General features: G+C 58.8%; 23 protein-coding genes and 1 rRNA gene. 22 read left to right on the forward strand and 2 right to left on the reverse strand.

Translation table 11 applies throughout. The features are described 5' to 3' along the window. The 21 genes from rrf to BLT47_RS07945 all read left to right on the forward strand — a co-directional run. Positions 1-92 (forward strand): 5S ribosomal RNA (rrf, locus tag BLT47_RS07845); the annotation flags it as partial. A 593-nt stretch (positions 93-685) separates the two neighbouring features. Then, entirely contained in the window at positions 686-1,372 is a 687-nt protein-coding gene (locus BLT47_RS07850) for a hypothetical protein (protein ID WP_143021818.1), read from the forward strand. A gap of 5 nt (positions 1,373-1,377) precedes the next feature. Then, complete coding sequence (locus BLT47_RS09625) at positions 1,378-2,544, forward strand: tetratricopeptide repeat protein (RefSeq protein WP_256332585.1); 1,167 nt, start codon at positions 1,378-1,380, stop codon at positions 2,542-2,544. Between the two features lie 4 nt (positions 2,545-2,548). Continuing rightward, positions 2,549-3,565, forward strand: a complete 1,017-nt coding sequence (locus tag BLT47_RS07860) for an HAD-IIA family hydrolase (protein WP_074663531.1) — start codon at positions 2,549-2,551, stop codon at positions 3,563-3,565. Positions 3,566-3,940: 375 nt separating this feature from the next. Next, positions 3,941-4,822 carry a TlyA family RNA methyltransferase gene (locus BLT47_RS07865; RefSeq protein ID WP_074663535.1) on the forward strand — a complete coding sequence of 294 codons (882 nt, stop codon included), beginning with the start codon at positions 3,941-3,943 and terminating at the stop codon, positions 4,820-4,822. Further along, positions 4,815-5,663, forward strand: a complete 849-nt coding sequence (locus BLT47_RS07870) for an NAD kinase (protein WP_074663539.1) — start codon at positions 4,815-4,817, stop codon at positions 5,661-5,663. The genes BLT47_RS07865 and BLT47_RS07870 overlap by 8 nt, the downstream gene beginning before the upstream one ends. Beyond that, positions 5,660-7,354, forward strand: coding sequence for a DNA repair protein RecN (recN, locus tag BLT47_RS07875; protein ID WP_074663543.1), 1,695 nt, complete (start codon positions 5,660-5,662; stop codon positions 7,352-7,354). Before BLT47_RS07870 ends, recN begins: the two co-directional genes overlap by 4 nt. A gap of 5 nt (positions 7,355-7,359) precedes the next feature. Beyond that, positions 7,360-8,538, forward strand: a complete 1,179-nt coding sequence (steA, locus tag BLT47_RS07880; RefSeq protein ID WP_049620325.1) for a putative cytokinetic ring protein SteA — start codon at positions 7,360-7,362, stop codon at positions 8,536-8,538. A gap of 12 nt (positions 8,539-8,550) precedes the next feature. Continuing rightward, the gene (locus BLT47_RS07885; RefSeq protein WP_176764507.1) at positions 8,551-9,516 is read left to right on the forward strand and encodes a copper transporter; all 966 of its coding nucleotides are present in this window, start codon (positions 8,551-8,553) and stop codon (positions 9,514-9,516) included. A gap of 193 nt (positions 9,517-9,709) precedes the next feature. Beyond that, on the forward strand, positions 9,710-10,531 hold the full coding sequence (locus BLT47_RS07890) for a hypothetical protein (protein WP_074663547.1): 822 nt from the start codon (positions 9,710-9,712) through the stop codon (positions 10,529-10,531). Continuing rightward, positions 10,528-12,123: a murein biosynthesis integral membrane protein MurJ gene (gene murJ / locus BLT47_RS07895; protein WP_074663551.1), complete on the forward strand. Its 1,596-nt coding sequence runs from the start codon at positions 10,528-10,530 to the stop codon at positions 12,121-12,123. The genes BLT47_RS07890 and murJ overlap by 4 nt, the downstream gene beginning before the upstream one ends. 59 nt (positions 12,124-12,182) lie before the next feature. Further along, positions 12,183-12,803: an NUDIX domain-containing protein gene (locus tag BLT47_RS07900; protein ID WP_074663555.1), complete on the forward strand. Its 621-nt coding sequence runs from the start codon at positions 12,183-12,185 to the stop codon at positions 12,801-12,803. A 280-nt stretch (positions 12,804-13,083) separates the two neighbouring features. Continuing rightward, on the forward strand, positions 13,084-13,785 hold the full coding sequence (locus BLT47_RS07905) for a helix-turn-helix transcriptional regulator (RefSeq protein ID WP_074663559.1): 702 nt from the start codon (positions 13,084-13,086) through the stop codon (positions 13,783-13,785). 22 nt (positions 13,786-13,807) lie between these two features. Further along, positions 13,808-15,259: a Fe-S cluster assembly protein SufB gene (gene sufB / locus BLT47_RS07910; RefSeq protein WP_074663562.1), complete on the forward strand. Its 1,452-nt coding sequence runs from the start codon at positions 13,808-13,810 to the stop codon at positions 15,257-15,259. Next, entirely contained in the window at positions 15,260-16,600 is a 1,341-nt protein-coding gene (sufD, locus tag BLT47_RS07915; protein ID WP_083330168.1) for a Fe-S cluster assembly protein SufD, read from the forward strand. After that, a complete protein-coding gene (locus BLT47_RS07920) occupies positions 16,597-16,941 on the forward strand; it encodes a non-heme iron oxygenase ferredoxin subunit (RefSeq protein ID WP_049620332.1) in 345 nt (114 codons plus the stop codon). The genes sufD and BLT47_RS07920 overlap by 4 nt, the downstream gene beginning before the upstream one ends. Next, positions 16,942-17,706 (forward strand): Fe-S cluster assembly ATPase SufC, encoded by a 765-nt coding sequence (gene sufC, locus BLT47_RS07925; protein ID WP_074663567.1) that lies wholly within the window; start codon positions 16,942-16,944, stop codon positions 17,704-17,706. Between the two features lie 5 nt (positions 17,707-17,711). Then, positions 17,712-18,983: a SufS family cysteine desulfurase gene (locus BLT47_RS07930; RefSeq protein WP_074663570.1), complete on the forward strand. Its 1,272-nt coding sequence runs from the start codon at positions 17,712-17,714 to the stop codon at positions 18,981-18,983. 216 nt (positions 18,984-19,199) lie between these two features. Further along, positions 19,200-19,718: a Fe-S cluster assembly sulfur transfer protein SufU gene (sufU, locus tag BLT47_RS07935; protein WP_049620335.1), complete on the forward strand. Its 519-nt coding sequence runs from the start codon at positions 19,200-19,202 to the stop codon at positions 19,716-19,718. 34 nt (positions 19,719-19,752) lie between these two features. Next, positions 19,753-20,295 (forward strand): metal-sulfur cluster assembly factor, encoded by a 543-nt coding sequence (locus BLT47_RS07940; RefSeq protein ID WP_083078665.1) that lies wholly within the window; start codon positions 19,753-19,755, stop codon positions 20,293-20,295. Positions 20,296-20,391: 96 nt separating this feature from the next. Further along, positions 20,392-21,375 (forward strand): ATP-grasp domain-containing protein, encoded by a 984-nt coding sequence (locus BLT47_RS07945; RefSeq protein ID WP_083330169.1) that lies wholly within the window; start codon positions 20,392-20,394, stop codon positions 21,373-21,375. A 177-nt stretch (positions 21,376-21,552) separates the two neighbouring features. Here BLT47_RS07945 and BLT47_RS07950 read toward each other — a convergent pair whose 3' ends face one another. Beyond that, positions 21,553-22,107 (reverse strand): hypothetical protein, encoded by a 555-nt coding sequence (locus BLT47_RS07950; protein WP_143021819.1) that lies wholly within the window; start codon positions 22,105-22,107, stop codon positions 21,553-21,555. 289 nt (positions 22,108-22,396) lie between these two features. Between BLT47_RS07950 and BLT47_RS07955 the strand changes: the two genes are divergently transcribed. Then, a complete protein-coding gene (locus tag BLT47_RS07955) occupies positions 22,397-24,010 on the forward strand; it encodes an ABC-F family ATP-binding cassette domain-containing protein (RefSeq protein WP_065415267.1) in 1,614 nt (537 codons plus the stop codon). Between the two features lie 89 nt (positions 24,011-24,099). Here BLT47_RS07955 and BLT47_RS07960 read toward each other — a convergent pair whose 3' ends face one another. Beyond that, complete coding sequence (locus BLT47_RS07960; RefSeq protein WP_074663578.1) at positions 24,100-24,651, reverse strand: NINE protein; 552 nt, start codon at positions 24,649-24,651, stop codon at positions 24,100-24,102. Positions 24,652-24,668 lie beyond the last annotated feature (17 nt).

Below are 24,668 nucleotides of genomic sequence, written 5' to 3' on the forward strand. Positions count from 1 at the left end.
GCCCGGTTTCCATTTCGAACCCGGTAGCTAAGGTCGCCTGCGCTGATGGTACTGCGCTCGGGAGGGCGTGGGAGAGTAGGTCGCTGCCGCCAAAATGTTTTTTTGGTTGGGTTTAGCGGGAAGCATTTCCTTTTGGGGTGTTTCCCGCTTTCCCTATTTAACAGGCAAAAACTCCGGGGATTTGGTCCCGGGGGTTTGGTTTAGCCGGTGGGGTTTGTCTGTTTGGGCTTGGTTGCTGGTTGGTTGGCTCGCTGGGGCTGGCTAAGGTTGCTGGTTGGTCTGCGCGCTAATCTGTTTGGTTTTTGGTTGCAGCTGGGTGGTTGGCTGGTCGGTTGGCCTGTTGGTTGGTCGGCCTGTTGGTGTGCGGGTTTTGGTTTTTGTTTGGGGGCCGGGGTAGGCCCCCATTTTTTATTTAACCAGCCTGAAGGGTCTGTGGTGGTGATCGCTCCAATGGCGTCGCCACGTGGTTTCAGGTACGTGTAGAAGGTAGAATGAAATGGTATTCAGAGCCGGATGGCTCGGTTGGCTTATAAGTGAACTGCGAGGATTTATTTAATGTCTGATAATGAGCGTCGGGACCGTAACGACTCTTCGAGCGGATGGGAATCGGCTTCCGGGCGCCGGGGATCCTCGGGTCACAGAAGCGACCGCCGGCGAGATAACAGAGACCGCCACTTCTGGAGCGATGGCTCCGGTGAAGCGCATCGTGGTCGGCGCGATTTTAGCGATAGGAGATCAGACCGCGGATTCCGCGACCGCGACGGTGGCCGCGACCGCGACGGGCACCGTGATCGGCGTGGGCGTGGTTGGGAAGATTCGCGTGGGTACCGGGATCGTCGTGATGATGGTGGTCGGGGTCGGCGTTTTGATCGGGATGATCGGCGCGGTCGTGACTTTGGAGATGGTGGTCGCGGGCGTGGGCGTGATTTCCAGGACCGGGACCGTGATTTCCGTGGCCGGGATCGTGATTTCGGTGGTCGTGATCGGCGTCGTGATGATCGGCGTGGGCGTGGTTGGGAAGATTCGCGTGGGTACCGGGATCGTCGTGATGATGGTGGTCGGGGTCGGCGTTTTGATCGTGATGATCGGCGCGGCCGCGACTTTGGTGAAGGTGGTCGCGGGCAGGGCCGCGACTTCCGCGACCAAGACCGCGACCAACGAGAAGACCTACTGGCAACAAACACTGAAGAACAAGCCGTGCAAAGCGACAGCCAGGCCTCCGCTACACAAGAACGTGAACCGCGGCGCGACTTCCGCTCCCACCGGCCGGAACGCGAAACCACGCAGGAACAACGCGCAGGACGCCGCGATCCAGAAGTCCCCGAATCAGTACGGGCCTCTGACCTGGACCCCCAGACTTCACGTAGCCTGAAATCCTTGTCCAAGCGGACCGCTGATCGGGTTGCACGACACCTCGTCTATGCCGGCATGATGATGGACGAAAACCCCGAACTCGCCTACGAACACGCAAAGGCAGCTTATAGGCAAGCTGCCCGAGTCGACGTCGTACGCGAGGCACTGGGTATTGCCGCCTACCTGACCGGACGCTACAGCGAAGCGCTACGCGAACTACGCACCTACCGGCGCATGACGGACGACTATTCCCATGCGCCTCTAGAAGCAGACGCCGAACGCGGGCTCGGCAAACCTGAAAAGGCGCTTTCCTTCATTGCGGAAGTACCACTGAAGCGACTCTCCCCGGCAGCACAAATCGAACTCGCAATTGTCACTTCCGGGGCGCGCGCCGACACGGGCGACTATGCCGGCGGACTCTCGGTGATCGAAAGAATCAAATCCGAAAACCTCGGGGAAGAACTCCGCGCCCGGGTAGAACTCGTGAAGGCAGACCGGCTCGCAGAGGTCGGGCAGACCGAGGAAGCCGAAGAACTGCGCCGCCGCTGGACGCCGGTATACGAAGGTGAAGGCGAAGTCGATCTCCTCATGGAAATCGAAGAAGAACCGGAAGAAGACCAAACAGCGGAAGAAGCCGCCACAGAAGACCTAGCAGCCGGCGCAGGAGATGAAGAAGCGGCACAGGATGAAGCCGCCGCGGCTGAAGCTGCTGGGGCTGAAGCTGCTGGGGCTGAAGCTGCTGGGGACGAAATACCGGAAGACACAGCCCCCGAAGCCACAACGGAGAAAGAAGCCCCAGCCCAAGCTGAGGAATCACAAGACGATACAGTGTCCGTGGAAGGCACGGAAACGGCAGAAGCTGAAACAGTAGCCCCGGCGCAACTGCCAGTAGAATCCGAATCGGTAGCGGAAGAAGAAGCTCGGGCACCGGAAGAAACGCCGGCTGCAGAAGAAGAAACGCCGGGTGGGGAAGAAACTGTCTCGCAGCCGACCGTTTCGGAAAGCGATGCGGCGGCGGAATCTAATAGCAAAACGCATGTCGAAGCCGCAGCGGAAACAGCACCGGTAGCGTATTCTCAGCCGGAACCGGAGACGGATAATGCGGCGGAACCGGAAGAAGCACAAGAAAATTCGGAAACGACGGCGAACGTAGACGCAACTGCCGCAGAAGAAAGTAAGAAGGAAGACTAAAGCTATGCAAAAGCCTTTCGCACAAAACTATGACGGAGCACTTTTCGATCTGGACGGAGTAGCCTACCTGGGCGGGGATCCCGTCCCGCACGCGGCGGAAGGCTATAGCGCGGCCCGTGCCACCGGCATGAAAGCCGTGTTCGTGACGAATAATGCTTCCCGCCCACCAGAGACAGTGGCAGCACAGCTAAACGAACTCGGATTAGAAACCCGGCCGGAAGACATCCTCACTTCGGCGCAAGCAGCCGTGCTACTCGCACAGCAGCTTTTGCCGGAAGGCGCGAAAGTCCTCGTGATCGGCGGGGCCGGGCTACATGAGGCCATGAAAGGATCCGGTTTCCAACAGGTAACCTCGGCTGATGATAATCCGGCGGCGGTGATAGAAGGCTTCTATCCGGAAATCGGATGGAAACAGCTTTCCGAAGCAGCACTCGCCATCCAAAAAGGCGCTCGGTTTATCGCCACAAATTTGGATGCCACTCTTCCCCAAGAACGCGGACATATGATCGGTAACGGTTCCCTAGTTGCCGCGATCGTTAACGCGACCGGTGTGCAACCTACTTCTCCGGGCAAACCAGATCCCGGAATATATAAGATTGCAGCCGAAAAACTTGGAGCCCAAAACCCATTCGCGGTGGGGGACCGGCTCAACACGGATGTGCGTGGGGCGGTCGCTGCCGGGATTCCTTCCCTGCATGTACTTACGGGAGTGAATTCGGCGCGCGACATTATGCTTGCCGTACCAGAAGAACGGCCGACCTTCCTCGCTGATGATTTGCGGGCCCTCAATGAGGTATACCCGCAGATAACCAAAACCGGTGATACTTGGACATGCGGCGAGGAAACCGCCCGGCTAGTGGGAACCAAACTGGAAATTTCCAACCAACAAGGTGACCAGATTTTCCTCAACGCCTACCGAGCGGCCGTACACGCGGTATGGGAAGCAATTGATGCCGGCCTGGCACGCGAAACGCTTGGGGCAGAGCTTCCCGATTACCAAGTAGTACGACCGGGCGAATAGCACGGTGATAGAAGGACGACGCTAGAGGCACGCGGCTAAATGTGTGCTTCTAGCGCGAGGGCTGGAAACAAAAAGCAGTTAACAGGAAGCAGGAAGGGTAAAGGTGGAAGGAACAGGGCAAGATCTAAAGGCACAGGGAACGGGCCAGACCGGGCCTACACCTACCTCTGCCCATATACCTACACCTACCCCTGCGCCGCGGACTGCGCCTATGCCCGAGCCCGGTTCTGGCAAACCTGGGCCCAAACCACAGGCACCTGTACAAGTGGAAACACTATTGGCGGAACTAGAAGGTAAAGATATCGGGGAGCAAATCGCGGACCTGGAAACCATTGTTAGTGAACTAAACCGGCAACTAGGGCGAGCACGCGCATAATGGCCCGCATGATCCGTGTAGATGCCGAACTGGTGCGGCGCAAAATGGCCCGCTCTCGCGCCGAAGCTAGCGAATTGATCCGGGCCGGGCGCGTCTCCCTCGACGGCGGGGAAGTAACCAAACCGGCCCGGCTTATGGACCCGGCCCAAGCCTTAGTAGTGCGCGAAGCCGGGCTGGAACATTACGTTTCGCGCGGGGCATACAAACTTCTTGGGGCCCTCGACGCCCTCGGCGCAGCCGGCCCCCAAATAGCTGGCGTACACGCCCTAGACGCGGGTGCCTCCACCGGCGGGTTCACCGACGTCCTCTTGCGGCGCGGCGCCGCCCACGTCACCGCCGTCGACGTCGGCTACGGACAACTAGCCTGGAAGCTGCGCGAAGACCCCCGCGTAACGGTAATGGAACGGGTGAACGTGCGCAGCCTACAAGCCGGGCAAATCACGCCCGCCCCGCAACTCGTGGTAGGCGACTTATCTTTCATCTCACTCACCTTGGTAATCCCCGCCTTGGTTGCGGTAGCCGCCAGCGACGCCGAATTCCTACTCATGGTCAAGCCACAATTCGAAGTAGGCCGGCAAAAAATCGGTGCCCACGGCGTGGTACGCAACCCGGAATTCCATGTGGAAGCAACCCTAAAAGTAGCGCAAAGTGCCCGCACAAACGGCCTGGGTATCCAAGCGGTAGCCGCCTCACCGCTACCCGGCCCCGCAGGCAACGTCGAATACTTCCTGTATATGCGCGCGGGCGCACCAGACCAGCTCGGCGAAAACCTCGAAAACGCGGTCCGCACGGCAGTGGCTAACGGGCCGGCCGGAAAAACAGCTACGATAGGGCAAACGAGCACCGGCGCGCAGGAAACGAGGGGAGTCGCGCGTGAGTAAGCAACGCAAAGTCTCGCTTGTAGTCAACCAGGCACTACCGGAAAATCTGGTGCAATCTGCCCAGCGAGCAAAAGAACTCTTCACCGAATTAGGCGTGAAAATTGATGAAACGGAAACCCTAGAAGGCGCAGCAGGTAGCGACATAATTCTCGTCCTCGGCGGGGACGGTACGCTCCTGCGCGGCGCCGAAATTGGGCGGCAAGTAGATGCGCCCGTGATGGCAATCAACTATGGGCATATGGGTTTCCTTTCCGAAGCTGAACCGGCCGCCTTGCCGCAAGTAGCGCGGCGGATTGCCGCCGGAGACTGGCGGGTAGAAGAACGCATGACCGTCGATGTTATGGTGCGCCACCCCGATGGGCATACCGAAACCGGATGGGCGCTCAACGAAGCCTCCGTGGAAAAAGATTCCGGCTCGCGACTCATCGAAGTATCTATCGGGGTAGACGGGCGTGAACTATCCGCGTTCAAAGCTGATTCCGTGCTGATTTCCACTCCCACCGGGTCTACCGCCTACAATTTTTCGGCCGGCGGGCCCGTGGTCTGGCCAGATGTGGAAGCCATGCTCCTCACGCCCGTAGCTGCCCACGCCCTTTTCACCCGGCCACTCGTAGTGGGCCCAGATTCGGAACTCGAAGTGCGGATTTTGCGAGCCGGTTCCATAATTTGGTGCGATGGGCGGCGCGGCCTGGCCGCCCCACCCGGATCGGTAATTCGGGCCGTGCGCGGGTCGAATCCCGTGAAACTTGCTCGGCTTTCTGACGTCCCGTTCTCCGGACGGCTCGTCACCCGATTCGAACTACCGGTGAAGGGGTGGAGCCAAACGGAGGTAGGACAGTGATCGACCACGTCACCATACGAGACCTGGGAGTAATTGCCGAAGGAGAACTCGCAACCGGGCCGGGCCTGACCGCACTCACCGGAGAAACCGGGGCCGGAAAAACCATGGCCGTCACCTCCCTCCAACTACTCCTCGGCGCAAAAGCCGATGCTTCACGCGTGCGGGCCGGAGCACGCGCCGCCGAAGTAGAAGGCACCTTCGTAATCCCCGCCGATTCGCCCGTACTCGAACGAGTAACAGACGCCGGCGGGGCCTTCGAAATAGAAGGAGAAAATGCCATCCTCATCGTGGCCCGCCACGTGCCCGCCAAAGGACGCTCCCGCGCCTATGTGGGAGGCCGTTCTGTTCCCACCGCCGTGCTCCGCGAAATCGCTTCCGCTTTTGTTACTGTGCACGGCCAATCTGACCAAATCCGCCTGGCTAGCGGGTCCCAACAACGTACCGCTCTAGATGCCTATGGCGGAGAAAAAATCACGGCAGCAAACGCGCAGTGGCAACAGGCATACCGCCAATATCTAGAAGCCGGCCAAGCATTGCACGAATTTGAGGCAGGGGCGCGCGAAGCTGCCCAGCGGCGGCTTGCCTACACGGCTTTCCTTGAAAAAATCGAAGCCGTAGCGCCCACCCCCGGCGAAGAAGAAGAACTGCGTGCGCAAGCCTTGCGGCTCGAAAATTCCGAAGAACTGTATGCTGCGTTTTCCCGCGCGGCCGGTCTGCTCACCGGTTCTGATGCCGTAGAACTACCCGCTTCCCGGGCAGTAGCCGAAGCCCGGGCCAAACTATCCGAAATTACTGATCCCACCGGGCAAGAACTTGCCGGCCGGCTCGCCTCGGTGGAAGCAGAAATAGACGATGTCGGGCAAGAACTAGCCGCCGCCGCGCGCGCCACCGAAGCCCAACCCGAACTCCTCTCGCAGATTTACTCACGGCGCCAAGAACTTGCGGGCCTGCGCAAAGAACTCGGTATGGACATTGACAGTGCGCTCGACCAAGCCACGCATGCCCGTCGCGAACTTGAAAAACTGGGCGACCCCGAAGGCACCCGGGAAACCATCGAAAAAGAATTACGCGAAGCCACCGCACACATGGAAAAAGCCGGCAAAAAACTACGCACTGCGCGCCAACAGGCAGGTGCCGCCCTGGCCGCGCAAGTCACAGCAGAACTACCCGCCCTTTCCTTACCAGACGCCAAGTTTGAAGTGCGAGTCGAAAAAGCCGAACCCGGGCCCTCCGGGGCAGACACCGTGGAATTCCTTCTCGCCTCCCACCGCGGCGCACCCCTTGCCCCGCTAGGCAAAGGAGCTTCTGGGGGAGAACTCTCACGCGTCATGCTCGCCGTAGAGGTCAGCCTCGCCAGCCAGCGCAGTGAGGGATCTCATACGTTTCTTTTTGATGAAATAGATGCGGGGATCGGCGGGAAAGCCGCCACCGCGGTAGGGAAACGTCTCGCCAAACTAGCGGAAACCGCACAGGTGATCGTAGTGACTCATTTGCCGCAAGTAGCTGCGTTTTCTACCACTCAGATAGCCGTAGTCAAGCAATCCACACGCGGTACCGCCCGCACCGAAGTGGTCGAACTAACCGGGGAAGAACGCATTTCTGAACTGGCCCGTATGCTTTCGGGTAATGAAACTGACGTGGCACGCGCCCACGCCGCTGAACTACTTCGCAATGCGTTTGTGGCACGATAAAGCTTGTGGCATGGATAAAACGACGTAAATCGGTGGTCGCGACGCCCGGAACACTCAACGGGCCGGCCCGCGTGGATCGGCGGACGAAAAATTTGGTGCGTCGCGTACAACCGGGAGATATTGCGATTATCGATCACGTAGATCTGGATCGGGTAGCGGCAGAAACCCTGGTGGAAGCTAAACCGGCGGCGGTACTCAACGCGGCCAAATCGATCTCGGGCCGATATCCGAACCTGGGTCCGGAAATCCTCAATGAGGCCGGCATCCCTCTGATTGACGATTTTGGCTCTGCGATTATGGACATTCGCGAAGGTACCCGCATCACCGTGGAAGAAGACGGTAGCGTGACCAGCAACGGGCAAATAATAGCGCAAGGAATTATTCAAGACGCCGAATCAATCGCGGACGCTATGGAAGCGGCGAAAGCCGGGATGACCACCCAATTGCGGGCCTTTGCCACCAACACGCTCGAATACATGGAAGAGGAACAAAACCTCATCCTCGACGGTGCTGGCGTGCCCGATATCCGCACCAAAATCGAAGGGCGCGATGTCTTGATTGTGGTGCGCGGGTACCGCTATAAAGAAGACCTGGCCACCTTGCGGCCCTATATTCGCGAATATCGCCCACTGATCATTGGCGTGGACGGGGGCGCCGATGCCGTCCTGGAAGCCGGATACAAGCCGGACATTATCGTGGGAGATATGGACTCGGTATCCGACCAAGCTTTACGTTCAGGTGCCGAGATCGTGGTGCATGCTTACCGGGATGGCCGTGCGCCCGGTAAAAAACGGGTGGAAGATTTAGGGGTGAGCCACGTAGTGTTTCCCGCCACCGGAACTTCCGAAGATGTGGCTATGCTCCTCGCAGACGCGAAAGGAGCCGGGCTGATTGTGGCGGTAGGTAGCCACAACACGCTCGTCGAATTCCTGGATAAAGGCCGGGCCGGGATGGCCTCTACTTTCCTTACCCGGCTCGTGGTTGGCGGCAAACTGGTAGACGCCAAAGGCGTTTCCCGGCTTTACCGGTCCCGGATTTCCAACTGGATGATCGTGCTCCTGATCATTGCCGGTTTCCTGGCAATAATGGCAGCCCTCGCCTCTACAGCAGCCGGTCAAGCAAGTATTTCCGTGATCGGTGCCAGGCTCGGTGATTTCTGGGCCTGGCTGGGAAGCCTCTTTTAAGGATTGATGTCGATGGTAGATTTTAAATATCATGTAGTTTCGCTGGTGTCCGTGTTTTTGGCCCTCGCGGTGGGAATCATCCTCGGTGCCGGGCCCCTGCAAGGATCGATCGGTAACACCCTTACCGGTCAGGTGGATTCCTTGCGCGAATCACGCGATGCTATGCGGGTCGAACTTTCGGAGGCACAATCTGAGCTCGACGCCGCTAACCGGGCGGTGATCGCCGCGGGCGAGCAACTTACCGCGGGTACTCTCAACGGTCGCAATATTGCGATCGTGACGGCTCCGGACACTCCTGATGAAGCTGTGAAGGCCGTGCGGGAACGCGTGGAAGGCGCGGGCGGGCACATTTCCGGGGTAGTACGGCTCACCGAAAACTATGCGGCCGCTTCTTCTGCTTCTTACCGTAGCGTACTCGCCGGTAACCTCGGAACCTATATTCAGGGCGACAATGCGGGCGCATCCGGTGATGCGATTATTGCCGCGGGCGTTGATGAACTATTGCGCGGGGGCACAGGCAATCCCAATGGTAAGAGCCTGCAAACCTTGCTTACCTCTGCGGATAACAAGTTGCTGGATATTACCCAGCAACCAGAAGGCGGCGCCGCGGCCATCATCTTTATTTCTTACGACGCCGACCATGCCGGCGCCAACGGAGAGGTAAGTCCGAGTGCGGATGCCACGCCGCGGGGAAATATTGCGCAAATCCATGCTGATGCTTTCGCGGTGTGGGCGGCGCGCGGCCCAGCCGTAGCCGTGGGTACCACGGACGTGCCGGATTCCACGCTCGATAAAGTACGGCGCAATGGCACCGGATCCACGGTCGATTCCGCCGGTTCTGCGCTATCTGGCGTGAATGCTACCTTCGCAACTGCCGCTGAAATTACGGGCAAACATGTTTCCCTCGGCGTGGGGAGCGGGGCCAGCAAAATCCTGGGCGACCGCGTAGACGCTGCCGAAGTGGCTCCCGCGGCCTAAGTGACTCCCGCGGCCTAACGCTTCCACCTGCCACGAGTAAAGTTATTGCGTGCAGCGCGGGACGCCGCGAGTTATGCGGGGCTGCGCCGCGGTGCCGGAGGGTGCCGGGAGGCCGGAGGGTGCCGGGAGGCCGGAGGGTGCCGGGAGACCGGAGGGTGCCGGGAGAATTGAAATCTCGAAGTGGGGGACAAGCATGAGAAGAAAGCGCAGACGGCGCGCCCTGGTAGCCGCGGCCGGTGCCCTGGCCGCGGCTGGCACCCGCGCGATTTTGCGGCGCCGCGAACACTCTGCCTGGCAGCGCACAGCCCATGATGGCCGGCAGGTGAGCTTGGAGGAAGGCGTAGTGGCAGCCGCTGGGTTGAGCGTGACGGCAGGGTTGAGCGCAGTTGGCGGAGCGGCGCTGCTCGCTACCGGCGGGGCCGCCACAGCCGGGTACATTGACGATACTTGCGCGGAGCGTTTTGCCGAAAACCCGAAAGGCCTGCGTGGCCACCTGGGAGCCTTGCGGCGCGGCGTCCTCACCTCCGGGAACGTGAAACTAATGCTGATTGCCTCCAGCGCGGCGCTGAGTGCACGGGCCTTGCGCCAGCCCGGCGATATACCCTTCTTCGACACTGCCGTGCGTACCGGCCTTATCGCCGGCGGCGCGAATATCATCAACCTTTTCGATTTGCGCCCCGGCCGGGCCCTAAAAGTTGCGGGCTTGGCCGCGCTTCCTTTGCTCGGAAATAGCGTTCCGCTTCCCGCTTCCCGCTTGGCGGCCGGAGTGTGCGGGGTAGGCCTGGTGTGCGCGGAAGATGACCTTTCCGGAAAAACGATGCTCGGCGATACCGGTGCGAACGCTTTTGGGGCAACGCTCGGCACCGCCTGGGCACTCCTGCCGCGCCGCACGGTTCGTTGCGCAATCCTGGCTGGGCTAGTCGGGCTCACTTTGGCGAGCGAACGGGTTTCGTTCAGCAAAATCATCGCAGAAACACCGATCTTGCGCAGCCTGGACGAAGCAGGAAGAAGATGAAACGAGTTCTCGGTTCGGCGCTTGGCGCCGCGGGAGCTATTTCAATCCTTACCCTCCTCTCGCGTTTCGCCGGGTTCGTGCGCGCCTGGGCACAAAACGGCGCCTTGGGTGCAACTGTGGCAGGCGAAGCTTATTCGACGGCGAACACCGTTCCCAATGTGCTTTTCGAACTAGCGGCAGGCGGGGCCTTAGCCGCTGCCGTGATCCCGCTGGTCTCTGGATTCCTCGCCAAACATATGCGCCAGGAAGTCTCCCAAACCGCTTCCGCGCTTCTCACCTGGGTGTTAGCCGTGGGGTTTCCGATCGCGGCCGTGGTAGCCCTGACCGCCCGCCCAATCATGGCTTTCCTGCTTGGCGTGAACGCTAGCGCGGCCGAGATTTCCTTTGCCGCCAGTTTGCTGCGCATGTTTGCCCTGCAAATCCCGCTTTACGGGTTATCGGTGGTGTGCACGGGAATCCTGCAAGCCCAAAAACGTTTCATTTTGCCAGCGCTCGCCCCGCTGCTCAGTTCTTTAGTGTGCATAGCCACCTTCGCCATTTTCGCTTACTTAGGTGGTGGCAACCAAGAAGATCCGGGCGCGATCCCCACGGTGGCACGGTACGTACTTGGGTGGGGAACGACGGCGGGAGTGGCCGTTTTTTCCCTCCCGCAACTAATTCCGGTAGCACGCACTTTGCACTTGCGGCCCAGCTTACGTTTCCCGCCCGGGGTAGCCAAACGGGCCTTGCGGCTCGCGGGGGCCGGGCTGGCCGGCCTGCTGGCGCAACAAATTCAAATTGTGGCGGTGATGATCTTCGCCAACGGGTGCGGGGACGTAGGAACTTACCCGGTCTACACGTTCGCAAACCAGATTTACATGGTTCCCTACGCGGTTTTGGCCGTACCGATCGCCACCGCGGTATTCCCCAAACTATCGGAAGCTGCCGCACTGCCGGGCCGGCCCGGCCTAGCGAAAATCACGGCGCGTTCTACCCGGCTCGTTTTCGATATTGGCTTGGTATGTATCGCTTTGTTGGTTGCGGTGGCGGTTCCCGCGCAAAGCATTTTTGACGTTTTGCGGCCGGCCGATGGCATGGCCGAAGCCCTTATCGCGATGGCTCCGGGCCTGCTCGGCTACGCGGTTATCTATCACGGCTCACGGGTCCTCTACGCGGTGGAAGCGGCCCGTTCCGTCACCGTCGTCAACTCTGTGGCCTGGTTAGCGGTAGTACTCGGCCTGGTTATTGCCTGGGCGAGCGGGGCGCACGGCCGCGATCAAGTACTCATGGCGATTGGCATGGCCGTCACCTTTGGAATGACGATCGGTGCGCTTGGACAAGTGCTCGCGATTCGCCGGGAGATCGGGCCGGGTGCGGTGCGCGGGCTGTCACGTTCCGCCCTCGTGGTATTACCCGCCGCTGTTGTGGCAGGTTTAGCCGGGTATTGGTGTGGCCAATGGTTGCTCAGCGCGCTAGGTACGGGGCTGCTTGCAGCCCTAGTGGCGACGGCGGGAGCCGGCATTATTTGCTTAGCGATTGGGGGCGGGGCGGTCTTCTTCGTCGATCGGTATGAACTTCGGCAAGTAAAAGTAACAAATAAGAGCGTCAGGTAAGAGCGGCGAAGAATTGTAGATTGGCCCGCCCGGGCGAGGCGGCGCCGGGAGGAGAACAGATGAGCAAGCACACGGATGAAACTGCAAACCTAAGCGCGCAGCGCGCGGTTTTGCACGATATCTATGATCCGGAACATGTGCAGCTGGTGGAGCGGCGCACGCCTTATGAGGGCTTTGTGACGGTGCGCGAAGATACCGTGGTCTTGCAATCTACCGGGGAGGAAATTGCGCGGACCTGGGTAGACCGCGATGACGCTGTGGGTGTGTTGCCGCTGCGGGAAGGAGAACAGGGCACAGAGGTTTTGCTTATCCGCCAGTACCGGGTGCCGGTGCGGCGGCTCATGTGGGAAATTCCGGCGGGATTATTAGATATCCCCGGTGAGGACCTAGAAACCGCGGCCCGGCGCGAACTTCTGGAGGAAACGGACTACGAGGCGGGGAAACTGGAAAAACTCGTCAGCTATTTCAGTAGCACCGGCTTCAATAACGAACACCTGACTCTCTACACTGCCCGCGATTTGCGCCCGGGGCGCGCGGCGGATTTTGTGCGCACCGGAGAAGAAGCAGAAATCGAAAAACGCTGGTTCTCTTTTGAAACGGTTCTTGCGGCCGCGCTGGCCGGCAACCTGGAATGCCCGACCCTGCTCATGGCCGTACTGGCCTATGCGGCACGCCGCTAGCGCGGTCCAGTTGCTAGCGGGGTTAGCGCGTGCCAGTTGCTAGTGCCGCTAGTATGCGCCGCGTCTCAGCGGGGTTAGCGCGGTCCAGTTGCCAGCGATGTTAGCGCGTAACTTTAGCCCTGGTGTTAGCGTGCAGCCTTAGCCCTGGTGTTAGCGTGCAGCGCGAGTGCATCGGTGGCAGCTACGTCGTCGTTGATCGAGGTTGCGCGATCGCGCTGGAAGCTACGCCATAGATTATGCAACAGAAATGTTGTTTAATTGGTGACTGGAGGGATGGCCCATGGCGCAAGTGCAAGCAGAAAGGGAGCGTACACGCGAACGCGTGTTTCGGCTTATCGTCGAAAACGGCCCTATTTCTACTGGGGAACTTGCTCGTATCACGGTGCTCACCGCGGCGGCGGTGCGCCGGCATATCACGGCCCTGGAAAAAGAGGGGAGGATCGCGGTCTACCGCGAGAACGGCCCCGGGGCCGGTACAGGCAAACGGGGACGCCCGGCACGGCGATATATTGCCACCGGTAATACCTTGCAGAAAAGGTTTGGACGTAGCGCTGAAAACGTGGCGCTATCCGCCCTCGATTTTATTGCGGAAAAGCTGGGTAAAGCTGGGTTACAAGCCTATGCGGACGCTCGCACCAAAGCGATAATCCAACGCTATGGTGAAGCGGTAGAAACAGCCGGGGAAGATATGCGCCATAAATTGCAGGCCTTAGCCCGCGCGCTAACTCATGATGGGTATGCGGCTTCGGTACGCAGCGTACCCGGCACCCAGATGTTGCAACTGTGCCAAGGGCATTGCCCAATTCGGAAAATTGCTGGTGAACATGAGATTTTATGCGGGGCCGAAACACGTGCTTTCGGTGAAATCTTAGGCGTGCATGTGCAACGCATAGCTACCCAGGTGTCTGGTAGTTTTACCTGCACTTTGACGGTTCCGGCCGGGCCCACAAGGACCGAACAACAAGACGTGAAATGCGAATAGTACGCATAGAGAAGGGAAGAGGATGACGCAAACACGGCATGAAGCCGCCGTGGCCGAAGTCGTAGCGGAGCAAGAATCGCTCATCGCGGACCTCAGCGGTACTTACGAGTACGGTTGGCACGATCCTGATGAACGTGGTCAAGCTGCTCCGCGCGGTATAGATGAAAATGTGGTGCGAAATATTTCTGCGGCGAAAAATGAGCCAGAATGGATGCTCAAACGCCGTTTGCGTGCCTATAAATTGTTTGAACGCCGGCCCATGCCACAGTGGGGAGCTGATCTTTCCGGGATTGACTTCTCGCAGTTCAAATATTTTGTGCGAGCTACCGATAAACAAGTGCGCCGGTGGGAAGATCTTCCCCCAGAAATCCTCAACACCTACGACCGTTTGGGTATCCCGGAGGCGGAGCGGGAACGTTTGGTTGCCGGGGTAGCTGCCCAATACGAATCCGAAGTGGTCTACAACTCGATTCGGGAAGATTTGGAACGCCAAGGCGTGATCTTCGTGGATACCGATACGGCCTTGCAAGAGCACCCGGAGCTATTCGAAGAATACTTCGGTACCGTAGTGCCAACAGGTGATAATAAATTCGCTTCCCTAAATACGGCTGTGTGGTCGGGCGGGTCTTTTGTGTACGTACCCAAAAATGTGCATGTAGAGATTCCCCTGCAGGCCTATTTCCGGATTAACACCCAGGCTATGGGCCAATTTGAACGGACCTTGATTATTTGCGATGAAGGTTCCTACGTGCACTATGTAGAAGGATGCACCGCCCCGATTTATCGGGAGGATTCGCTGCACGCCGCCGTCGTCGAAATTGTTGTGAAACGTAACGCGCACTGCCGCTACACAACGGTACAGAACTGGTCGAATAACGTGCTCAATCTGGTGACGCAGCGGGCTACCGTGGAAGAAGGCGGCACCATGGAATGGGTAGACGGCAATATTGGTTCGCGCCTAAATATGAAGTATCCGGCCTGCGTGCTGCTCGGTGAACACGCGCATGGCGAGATGCTTTCGGCCGCGTTTTCCGGGCCGGGGCAACATCAGGATACGGGCGCAAAAATGCACCATATGGCCCCGCGCACTACCTCTTCGATTGTTTCGAAGTCGATTTCCCGCGGGGGTGGGCGCTCCAGTTACCGCGGTTTGGTGGAAGTGGATGAAGTCGCGGTCGGTTCCAAATCTAATGTGCAGTGCGATGCCTTGCTGGTAGATGATATTTCGCGTACCGATACGTACCCGTATGTGGATGTGCGTACCGACGACGTCGAAATGGGCCACGAAGCTACCGTTACCAAGGTTTCGGAAGAGCAAGTGTTTTATCTGATGCAGCGCGGCCTTTCGGAAGAGCAGGCGATGGGGATGATCGTGCGCGGCTTTGTGGAGCCGATTGCGCGCGAACTTCCCATGGAATATGCACTGGAACTCAACCGGCTCATCGATATGCAGATGGAAGGAAGCGTGGGCTAGATGGCACAAACGGAAACTACCCGGCCAGAAAATACAGGGGCCGCAACGGCAACCGGCCCGGCAGCGGAAGGTCCGCAACTGGAAGAAGAACACTTCCATATTGCACACGCAGACCGTTCGGATCGTTTTAAGAGTTTCAACCCGGATGATTTCCCGATTCCTACGGGAAGCGGAGAGGAGGAAGACTGGCGTTTTACGCCCATGGACCGGATAGAACCTTTCATTGCCGACGGTTTGGCCGGCCCGGCCGCGCCGGTAAGCGTGGACTGTACGGGCGGGGCCACCGTGGAAGAGGTAGGGCGGGAAGATTCCCGGCTTGGCACCGTGGGCATTCCGGATGACCGCGCAGCGGCCCTGGCCTACGCGGCCTTCCACCGCTCCCACGTGGTGACCATGCACGGTGGTGAGCACAGCGACGTCGTACTCGGGATTGACGCTCCCGCGCCCATGAACACCTCCCATACGCGGATTATCGCGGAAAAACATGCCACTGGCACGGTGGTGCTCGAGCACACGGGGGCGGGAAATCTTTCCGAGACCGTGGAGATTTCGGTGGGCGACGAAGCGGATATTACCGTCGTTTCCGTGCAAGAGCAGGAACGTAGCGCTAAGCATCATTCCAGCCAGCGCATGGAGGTGGGCCGGAATGCGAAATTGCGCCATATCGTGGTGACGATCGGGGGCGACCTCGTTCGCATTACTTCGGAAACTTCCTTTACCGGGCCGGGCGGGGAAGTAAATCTGCTGGGGGCCTATATTACGGAAGCGGGAGAACACCAAGAACACCGGGTTTTTGTGGACCACCAAGAACCCAATTGTGTTTCCCGCTGTACCTATAAGGGGGCCTTGCAGGGGCAAGATGCACATTCGGTGTGGATTGGCGACGTTTTGATCGGGGCGGGGGCAGCCCAAACCGATACCTACGAACTGAACCGTAACCTGGTGCTCACGGAAGGTACCAAGGCCGATTCGGTACCTAATCTAGAGATCCTCACCGGGGATATTGTGGGCGCCGGCCATGCTTCGGCCACCGGAAAATTCGATGAGGAGCAACTGTTCTACCTGATGGCGCGGGGCATCCCGGCGGATGTGGCACGGCGTTTAGTGGTGCGCGGATTCTTTGCGGAACTGATTGTGCAAATTGAAGTGGAATCGGTGCGCGAAAAGCTCATGGCGGCAATCGAACGCGAACTCGACCTCATGGATAGCACAGGCACTGAAATCGCGGAAGAAATCGCGGCGAACCCGGAAGCTGAGGCGGGCGCGCAGGCGGAAGTAAACGCGGAGCGCGGAGCAGGTACACAAACCGAAACGAACTCGGAAACTGAGGCGGACGCATGAGCCGGGTACGAGTGTGTGACCTAGATGCGGTAGCTCCCGCAGCGGCTTTGCGCGTACAGGTAAACAATGCGGCCGGGAAGCAATACTCGGTTTGTATTGCGCGCGATTCGGATGGGAGCTGGCACGCCCTGGGGGATACTTGCACACACGGCAATATTTCCCTGGCGGAAGGGGAAGTGTACGAAGGCGGAATTGAATGCTGGAAGCACGGCTCGGTTTTCGATTTGGTTACCGGCCATCCGCGCACCTTACCGGCCACCAAACCGGTACCCGTATATGAACTTCAGATCGACGAGAGCGGCGTATATGTAGACGTCGATAAGGTATTGGAGGATTTCTAAATGGCAACCCTGGACATCATTGATCTCCACGTTTCAGTGCATACTCCGGAAGGTGATAAGCCGATTTTGCACGGCACGAATTTGCATATTGGTGACGGAGAAATCCACGCCATTATGGGCCCGAACGGTTCGGGTAAATCGACGCTTGCCTACGCGGTAGCTGGGCACCCGAAATATGAGATAACGAGCGGGCAAGTGCTCCTGGATGGGGAAGATATTACGGATTCCACCCCGGATGAACGCGCCCGTGTAGGCCTGTTCCTCGCTATGCAGTACCCGGTGGAAGTGCCGGGAGTTTCGGTTTCAAATTTCTTGCGTACCGCGAAAACTGCGATCGACGGCGAAGCTCCGCGCCTGCGCGAGTGGGCTAAGAGCTTGCGGCAAGTAACCAACAAACTGCGGGTAGACGAAGATTTCATCAAGCGGGATTTGAACGTCGGCTTTTCGGGTGGGGAAAAGAAACGGACCGAAGTGCTGCAGATGGAATTGCTCGAACCGAAAATTGCCTTACTTGACGAAACTGATTCTGGTTTGGATGTGGATGCCCTACGGGTGGTTGCGGAAGGGATCATGGACGTGCATGAACGCACGCAAAACTCGCTCCTGCTGATTACGCACTACAACCGCATCCTCGAATATGTGAAACCGGATTATGTGCACGTGTTTGCTAACGGCCAGATCGTGCGCACGGGCGGGCCCGAACTAGCTGCCGAGCTCGAAGCCGAAGGCTATGACAAATACATTGAGGCAGAGAGCGAGGCCTAGGCCCAGTGACCGAAAATGACGGAAGGCTCGTACCGCGCGCAGATTTCCCTATCTTGGCGCAGCCAATCCGCGGCGAACATAGGCTGGTCTACCTGGATTCGGGAGCTACCGCGCAACAACCACGCGCGGTTTCTGCCGGTATTTCCGATTTCGTCAACCACCGCAATGGGGGCGTGAAACGTGGCAGCCACCAATTGGCAGAAGAATCCACCGTGGCCTATGAAGAAGCCCGGCAGGTACTTGCCGATTTCGTGGGGGCCGGGCCGGAAGAAATCGTGTGGACGCACGGCTCTACGGAATCTTTGAACCTGTTGGCCTATGCGTTTTCGAATGCTGCGCAGGGGCGCGGCGGGCCGGCTGCACGGCGGTTCGCGCTCGGGCCGGGAGATTCCGTTGTTGCTACGGTGGCTGAACATCACGCGAATTTGGTGCCCTGGCAGGAGCTGTGTGCACGCACGGGCGCCGAGTTTCGGTGGCTGGGCGTTACCGAAACTGGGCGTATTGACCTGGATACTTTGAAGCGCATTGATAAGACCACGAGAGTGGTGGCGATAACCCATGTTTCGAATGTGACCGGGGCGGTCACGCCGGTCGCGCCGATTGTGGAACACGCGCATCGTCACGGTGCGCTCGTGGTGCTCGATGCGTGCCAGTCGGTGCCGCACATGCCGGTGAATTTCGCGGAGCTAGGCGTGGATTTCGCGGCTTTTTCCGGGCATAAAATGTATGGCCCTACCGGGGTGGGGGCGCTGTACGGGCGCGCTGAACTCTTGGCGGCCCTGCCCCCATTTTTGACCGGTGGTTCCATGGTGGCTGAGGTCCGCATGGAAGGTACGAGCTACGCGGAAAGTCCGGCACGTTTCGAGGCCGGCACCCAGCCGGTGCAACAGATTGTAGGGCTGGCCTTAGCGGTGAAATATTTGCAGCAAATCGGGATGGACCGAGTGGCTGCCCACGAAGAGCAACTCACCGCATTGCTATTGGCTGGCCTGCGAGAAATTCCGGGTGTGCGCGTGCTCGGGCCGCTGGACATGCGCGATCGGGCGGGGATTGTAGCCGTAGATGTGGCTGGTGTACACCCGCACGATGTGGGCCAATTCTTGGATTCGTGGGGGATAGCTGTGCGTACGGGCCATCATTGCGCGCAACCGATCCACCAACACTTCGGCGTGGGCGCCTCGACTCGCGCCAGCCTGGGGATTTACAACACCGCGGAGGATGTGCACAGCTTCCTGGAATCTTTGGGGCAGGTACGGCGGTACTTCAAAGTGGCGTGAGTAAAAGCTAGTTACTGCAAAGTAGCGTGAGTAAAAGCTAGTTACTGCAAAGTAGCGTGAAATGAGGCGGGTAGCGGCAGGTACGCAATCGGCGCCCTGGCCGGGGCACCTACGTAAACGCGGGCCGCGGTTACGGTTCCAAAAGCCGGAAAGCTATCGTGCGGGAAGCATGAACGCGTAGCATGATGCGAATAAGCGAGCGAGAGACGGGAAAGTATGGGAGATCTGGACGAACTGTACCAGCAGATTATTTTGGACGCGGCCCGGGAACGGCACGGCGAGGGTGAGCTAGAAGCGCCGGAGGGTGAGTCTTACCAAGTGAATACGCTTTGTGGTGACAAAGTGAATATGCAGGTGAAGCTTTCCGACGACGGCGAAACCATCTCCGATTTAGCCTGGCAGGGTGACGGGTGTTCGATTTCTCAGGCTTCAATCTCGATTATGAATGACCTCATCGCTGGGCAAAAAGTGGATCGGCTGGCCGAGCTGTATGGACTTTTCCGGAAAATGATGGATGGCCGCGGCAAAGAACTGCCCGAAGCAGAAGCGGACGAATTGGAAGATGCCACCGCTTTTGTGGGGGTGGCGAAATTCCCCATGCGAATTAAATGCGCGCTTCTGGGCTGGATGGCAGCCCGCGAGGCTACGGAGGAAGCGCTGGCGGCCCGCGAGGCTACGGAGGAAGCGCTGGCAGCCCGCGCACACCACGCCGAGGCACCCGCACAGCAAAACTAAAATTGGGCACAGAGCGGATTATAGGGAGGCGAAAATGGAGAAAGACGCACACGAAAGCGTAGCGACCATCGAGACAGATAACTCGGCGGCGCCGGTCACAACTGCACCCGCACCGGCAGCGCCCGCCGCAGGATCTGTTGCGGAACCGGTGAACACGGAACCTGTGGCAGAACCTGTCGCGGAATCGGCTCTGGAATCTGCGGTGGCAGAAACCGCGGGAACGGAATCGGCAGGGGACGCGGCGTCGGCCGCCCCGTTGGCCGAGGGGGAGGACGTAGATCCGGCGGAGGTGCTGGAAGCTCTCAAAGACGTGATCGACCCGGAGCTTTCGATCAATATTGTGGACCTAGGGCTCATATACGGAATTACTACGGAAGGCCGGCATTTGCATTTGGATATGACTTTGACGTCTCCGGCCTGCCCGCTCGATGAATATATTGCCGCGGAAATTGAGAGTGCGACGGCGGGAATCGTCGATTCAGTGGATATTAACTGGCAGTGGCTACCGCCGTGGGGGCCGGACCGGATTACCGATGATGGACGCGATCAACTTCGCGCGATCGGGTTCAATCTCTAGACTAGTAACCGAAAAAAACTAGTAACCGAAAAATACGAAAACTCGATCTTTGTTTTCGCAGGACAACACGCCGTTGCGCGCAAGGAGACGGAACACATGGCAGATACCGCAAATAACGCAAGCTCGGAACACTCGCATTTGGTGGGCGAGGCGGAACAAGCTGACTATGCGCGGGGAACCGTGGCTCTTATTACTCAGGCGAAGGGTGCCTCCGGTGACGTAGACGTGGAATTGGCACCAATTCGGGAAGCTTTGCGCGGTTACGGCGTAGACGCAGACATTGTGGAATGGACTTCGGGGAAGTCTTTGCGCGGCTATAAAGCGGCAATTATTCGCAGTCCGTGGGACTATCCGGACCGGTACACCGAGTTTATGGCCTGGCTCCAAAAAGCTCGGCAAGAAACCAATGTGCTGAACCATCCCGATCTGATCACCTGGAATTCGGATAAACACTATTTGGAAGTTTTGGCGGATTTAGGGGTCAATATTCCTCCTACTACGTATGCGCGGACGTTGGAAGAAACCCAGGAAGCGGCGGCCAAAGTAAAGGGGCGGCTGATTATTAAGCCGGCGGTTTCGGCTTCTTCGCGCAATACCGGCCTGTTTGAAAACTATGGGGCAGAGGCGCAGGCCCTGGCAGAAAAGATTCTCTCCGCGGGCAATACGGTAATCGTCCAAGAGGCAATTGACACCGTGCAAGATGGGGCAGAACGCGGAATTTTCTTCTTTAACGGCGAGTATTCGCATACCACGCGCAAAGCTCCGGTGCTCGAACTTGGGGGCGGGCTCTACCGCGGCACCTATACGGAACGGATTACGATTGTGGAACCGAGCGCGGCAGAACTAGAGTTGGCACGCGCTACGATCCGCGCTATTGGTATGGTTTCCCGGCAAGAAAACTGGGCGCCTACCGCGGGCCTACCGCTTTATATTCGCGTGGATGTGGCCACGCCATCTTCGGGCAAGCCGCAACTTATCGAAGCAGAAGCTTTTGAACCCGAACTATATTTGCGGCTCGTAGAGGGCGGATTCGACCGCTTTGCGAAAGCCGTAGCCGAACGCATTGAGTTCTTAGACTGAGCTCTTAGACTGAGGTCTTTTTCTGCCGCGGCTCCCGGGCCCGCGCCTTCTTGCCGGTTAAGTACGCGGGCAGGTCTTTTTCTGCCGCGGGTAGCTGAGGTCTTTTTCTGCAGCGAGTCCCTGGGGCCGCGCCCAAGTTGGCGTAGGGCGCGTGGCCGCGCGTAGTGAAAAGCTGGCTTATAAAGCCATGAGTGCTTGGGTGAGAGGCCAGGCACTGAGCACCACGGCAAGGCAAGTGAAAATAATGGTTAGGCTCGCGGCCGCAGTATCATGGCGCGAAATCGGCCCGTCCGTGTAGCGCATGCGTTGGGCGAGCGTGCGACCGGCAAGTATTAGCGCTCCTGCGGCGAACAACCAGCCCAGCAGGGACTGCACGAGAGAAGCCTCCGCCGTCATGCTTACCACCAAGCCCCAAAGTCCAATACCGCTTGCCAGGAAGAACGTTGGCCCGCGGGTACCTTCCGAGCCGGGAGGTGCGATTGAATCTTTCCTCCTGGTGTTAGCAGGTCCCGAGCCTGCCGGTGTGGCACCTGCCGGTGTGGCGCCTTTTGCCGTTGGTACAAAATCGGCACCGTCACCAGGCAAAGTGGGATCCTTAAACCCGAAAACGGCGGCGGACACCGAATCGACCCGCCCGCTACGTTCCGGAACCGGCACGGCAGCGCCCGTATCCGCGGTCTCTTTCGGTTCGCGCGGATGCTCGGGCGGGAAATCAGCAGAAGATGTGTTCACGCCTCCAGTATGCGCTTTTTTCATCTAGGTCGAAAGGCCTGGAGCTGCTGGTTTAGGCCTGGATCTACTGGTTTAGGCCTGGAGCTGCTGGTCTTACTTGGCGGTGCCCGCCCTATCGCGTGCTGCCGTTGCTAGTTGCTCTGACTCCTGCTTCCTGGATGCTCGGGTATCCTTCTGCTTCCCCTTGGGTTCGCAATCGCCGCGCTAGCGCTCGCTTCGGCACATAACTACAAACGTGACACAACCACAAATGTGCGCGAAAGGGCTACGGGACGTAGACTAGGGCACCGTGATTAGTGCCCAGAATCTGACCATACGTATCGGTAGCCGCGAACTGCTCAAAGATGCTTCCTTCCGCGTTGCGAAGGGAATGCGCGTGGGAATGGTTGGCCGCAATGGGGCCGGCAAAACCACCACGATGCGCTTGCTTGCCGGGGAAGGCACCACCTCTGATGCCGTCGATTACGAAGGGCAGATTACGCGCAGCGGCAGCGTGGCCTATTTGCCGCAAGAATCTCGCAGTGGCGATCCGCAGCAGCTGGCACGGGACCGGATTTTAGAGGCCCGCGGAATTGATGCCACCATTCGCGCGATCCGCAAAGCAGAGCGGCAAATGTCTGAGCTCACGGGCAACCGGCAGCAAAAGGCGATGGAACGGTATGTGCGGCTCGACCAGGAGTTCACGAATGCGGGCGGGTGGGCCGCGAATGCGCAAGCTTCGCAAATTGCGGCCTCGCTCGGGCTAGATGATCGTATTCTCGCCCAAGAATTAGGAACTCTTTCGGGCGGCCAGCGGCGGCGCGTGGAGCTAGCCCGAGTGCTCTTTTCCGGGGCAGAAACCTTGCTCCTGGATGAGCCGACGAACCATTTGGATCATGATTCGCTCATCTGGTTGCGCAACTATTTGAAAACCTATTCGGGTGGGTTCATTGTTATTTCCCACTCGGTTGACTTGCTAGAAGAAACCGTGACGAGCGTGTGGCACCTGGACGCCAACCGGGCCAGCCTCGACGTCTACAACCTCGGCTGGAATGCTTATCTCAAACAGCTGGAAGTTGATGAGCGGCGGCGCCGCCGGGAACGGGCAAACGCGGAAAAGAAGGCGAGTGCTTTGCTCGCCCAGGCACAGAAAATGCAGGCGAAAGCCACTAAAGCGGTGGCGGCCCAAAATATGGCTCGCCGCGCCGAGAACCTGCTGGCCGGTTTGGAAGAAGAACGCCAGGTAGACAAAGTGGCGGCACTGCGTTTCCCCGAGCCTGCCCCCTGCGGGAAAACACCCTTGCGCGCCACAGGGCTAACCAAGTTTTATGGCTCTTTGGAAGTATTCACAGGTGTGGATTTGGCTATCGACCGGGGCTCAAAAGTCGTGGTGTTGGGTTTGAACGGTGCCGGTAAAACTACGCTCTTGCGGTTACTGTACGGGGTGGAAGAACCGGATTCGGGAGAGGTCATTGCCGGTCACGGCCTGAAACTGGGCTATTACGCCCAGGAACACGAATTTATTGACACTTCGAAAACCGTTGTGGATAACTTGCGCTACGTGGCACCCGAATATGACGAAACCGGTTTGCGTACCGTGCTCGGTTCGTTCTTATTTTCGGGCGACGACGCCGAAAAACCCGCCGGTGTGCTTTCCGGCGGGGAACAAACTCGGCTCTCGCTGGCCATGCTTGTAGTTTCGAAGGCAAATGTTTTGCTCCTCGATGAACCAACGAATAATCTAGACCCGGCTTCGCGGGAACAGATTTTGGATGCGCTTCGCAAATACGAAGGCGCCGTGGTGCTTGTAACCCACGACGATGGTGCGGTACAAGCCCTCAACCCCGAACGCGTCCTGTTGCTCCCAGACGGCGACGAAGACTTGTGGTCTGATGACTATTTGGAACTTGTCTCGCTGGCCTAGGCTACGGGTCGGGATGGCTACGGGTGTGCTGGGTTAGCGCCGGTACTATGCGCGTGGCGGTGCGCCGCTACGCGCATGTTAGTGCGCGGCTAGTCGCGTAGCGGTATGCCGCGGACGTCTTCTTGGATCGCTGCCCCGGCGATAATGCAAATGCCTTCGATGAATCCCCACAGGGAGCCCAGCCCGAAAGTGAATACCGAAACCACGATTTGGGCTACGCCGACGGCGGTGTAACCCAAATAGAACCGGTGCACCCCGAGGCCGCCCAGGAAAATGCCGAGCAGGCCCGCAATCAAGCGGCTCTTCTGTTGGTAGTAGGGCGCACCATATGGATAGTTATAGGGCGCGCCTTGCGGATATGCCTGGTAGGTGCCGTATGGGTTTTGCCCCGCGGTGTTCCAGGTGGGACCAGCTTGCCCGTATCCCGGATAGTAATTACCGGCTCCTGGTTGGCGGCTCTGCTGGTTTCCGGTTTGGTAGCCCGCTTTGGTTTGGGCTTGCCAATCGGAGCCGTAAACGTACTGGTTTTGTGTTCCGCCGCCGGAGGGCTCACTATTCGTGTTTTTGGGTTCCCAGGCGTTGCCGTTTTGTGACTCCCGCCTGTTTCCGCTTTGTGGGTCCCAAGCATTTCCGCTTGTCATGGTGCCTGCTCCTTGCA

It is taken from the genome of Actinobaculum suis, from assembly GCF_900102025.1.
In the GTDB taxonomy this organism is placed as follows: Bacteria; Actinomycetota; Actinomycetes; order Actinomycetales; family Actinomycetaceae; genus Actinobaculum; species Actinobaculum suis.

Excerpts from the sequence above, each read along its gene's own strand:
- sufU (WP_049620335.1), top strand. The coding sequence starts at position 19,200 with ATGGGAGATCTGGACGAACTGTACCAGCAGATTATTTTGGACGCGGCC.
- BLT47_RS07920 (WP_049620332.1), top strand. The coding sequence starts at position 16,597 with ATGAGCCGGGTACGAGTGTGTGACCTAGATGCGGTAGCTCCCGCAGCG.
- murJ (WP_074663551.1), top strand. The coding sequence starts at position 10,528 with ATGAAACGAGTTCTCGGTTCGGCGCTTGGCGCCGCGGGAGCTATTTCA.
- BLT47_RS07850 (WP_143021818.1), top strand. The coding sequence starts at position 686 with ATGGCTCCGGTGAAGCGCATCGTGGTCGGCGCGATTTTAGCGATAGGA.
- BLT47_RS07900 (WP_074663555.1), top strand. The coding sequence starts at position 12,183 with ATGAGCAAGCACACGGATGAAACTGCAAACCTAAGCGCGCAGCGCGCG.
- sufB (WP_074663562.1), top strand. The coding sequence starts at position 13,808 with ATGACGCAAACACGGCATGAAGCCGCCGTGGCCGAAGTCGTAGCGGAG.
- BLT47_RS07885 (WP_176764507.1), top strand. The coding sequence starts at position 8,551 with ATGGTAGATTTTAAATATCATGTAGTTTCGCTGGTGTCCGTGTTTTTG.
- BLT47_RS07945 (WP_083330169.1), top strand. The coding sequence starts at position 20,392 with ATGGCAGATACCGCAAATAACGCAAGCTCGGAACACTCGCATTTGGTG.
- sufC (WP_074663567.1), top strand. The coding sequence starts at position 16,942 with ATGGCAACCCTGGACATCATTGATCTCCACGTTTCAGTGCATACTCCG.
- BLT47_RS07860 (WP_074663531.1), top strand. The coding sequence starts at position 2,549 with ATGCAAAAGCCTTTCGCACAAAACTATGACGGAGCACTTTTCGATCTG.
- BLT47_RS07890 (WP_074663547.1), top strand. The coding sequence starts at position 9,710 with ATGAGAAGAAAGCGCAGACGGCGCGCCCTGGTAGCCGCGGCCGGTGCC.
- sufD (WP_083330168.1), top strand. The coding sequence starts at position 15,260 with ATGGCACAAACGGAAACTACCCGGCCAGAAAATACAGGGGCCGCAACG.
- BLT47_RS07960 (WP_074663578.1), bottom strand. The coding sequence starts at position 24,651 with ATGACAAGCGGAAATGCTTGGGACCCACAAAGCGGAAACAGGCGGGAG.
- BLT47_RS07905 (WP_074663559.1), top strand. The coding sequence starts at position 13,084 with ATGGCGCAAGTGCAAGCAGAAAGGGAGCGTACACGCGAACGCGTGTTT.
- BLT47_RS07865 (WP_074663535.1), top strand. The coding sequence starts at position 3,941 with ATGGCCCGCATGATCCGTGTAGATGCCGAACTGGTGCGGCGCAAAATG.
- BLT47_RS07940 (WP_083078665.1), top strand. The coding sequence starts at position 19,753 with ATGGAGAAAGACGCACACGAAAGCGTAGCGACCATCGAGACAGATAAC.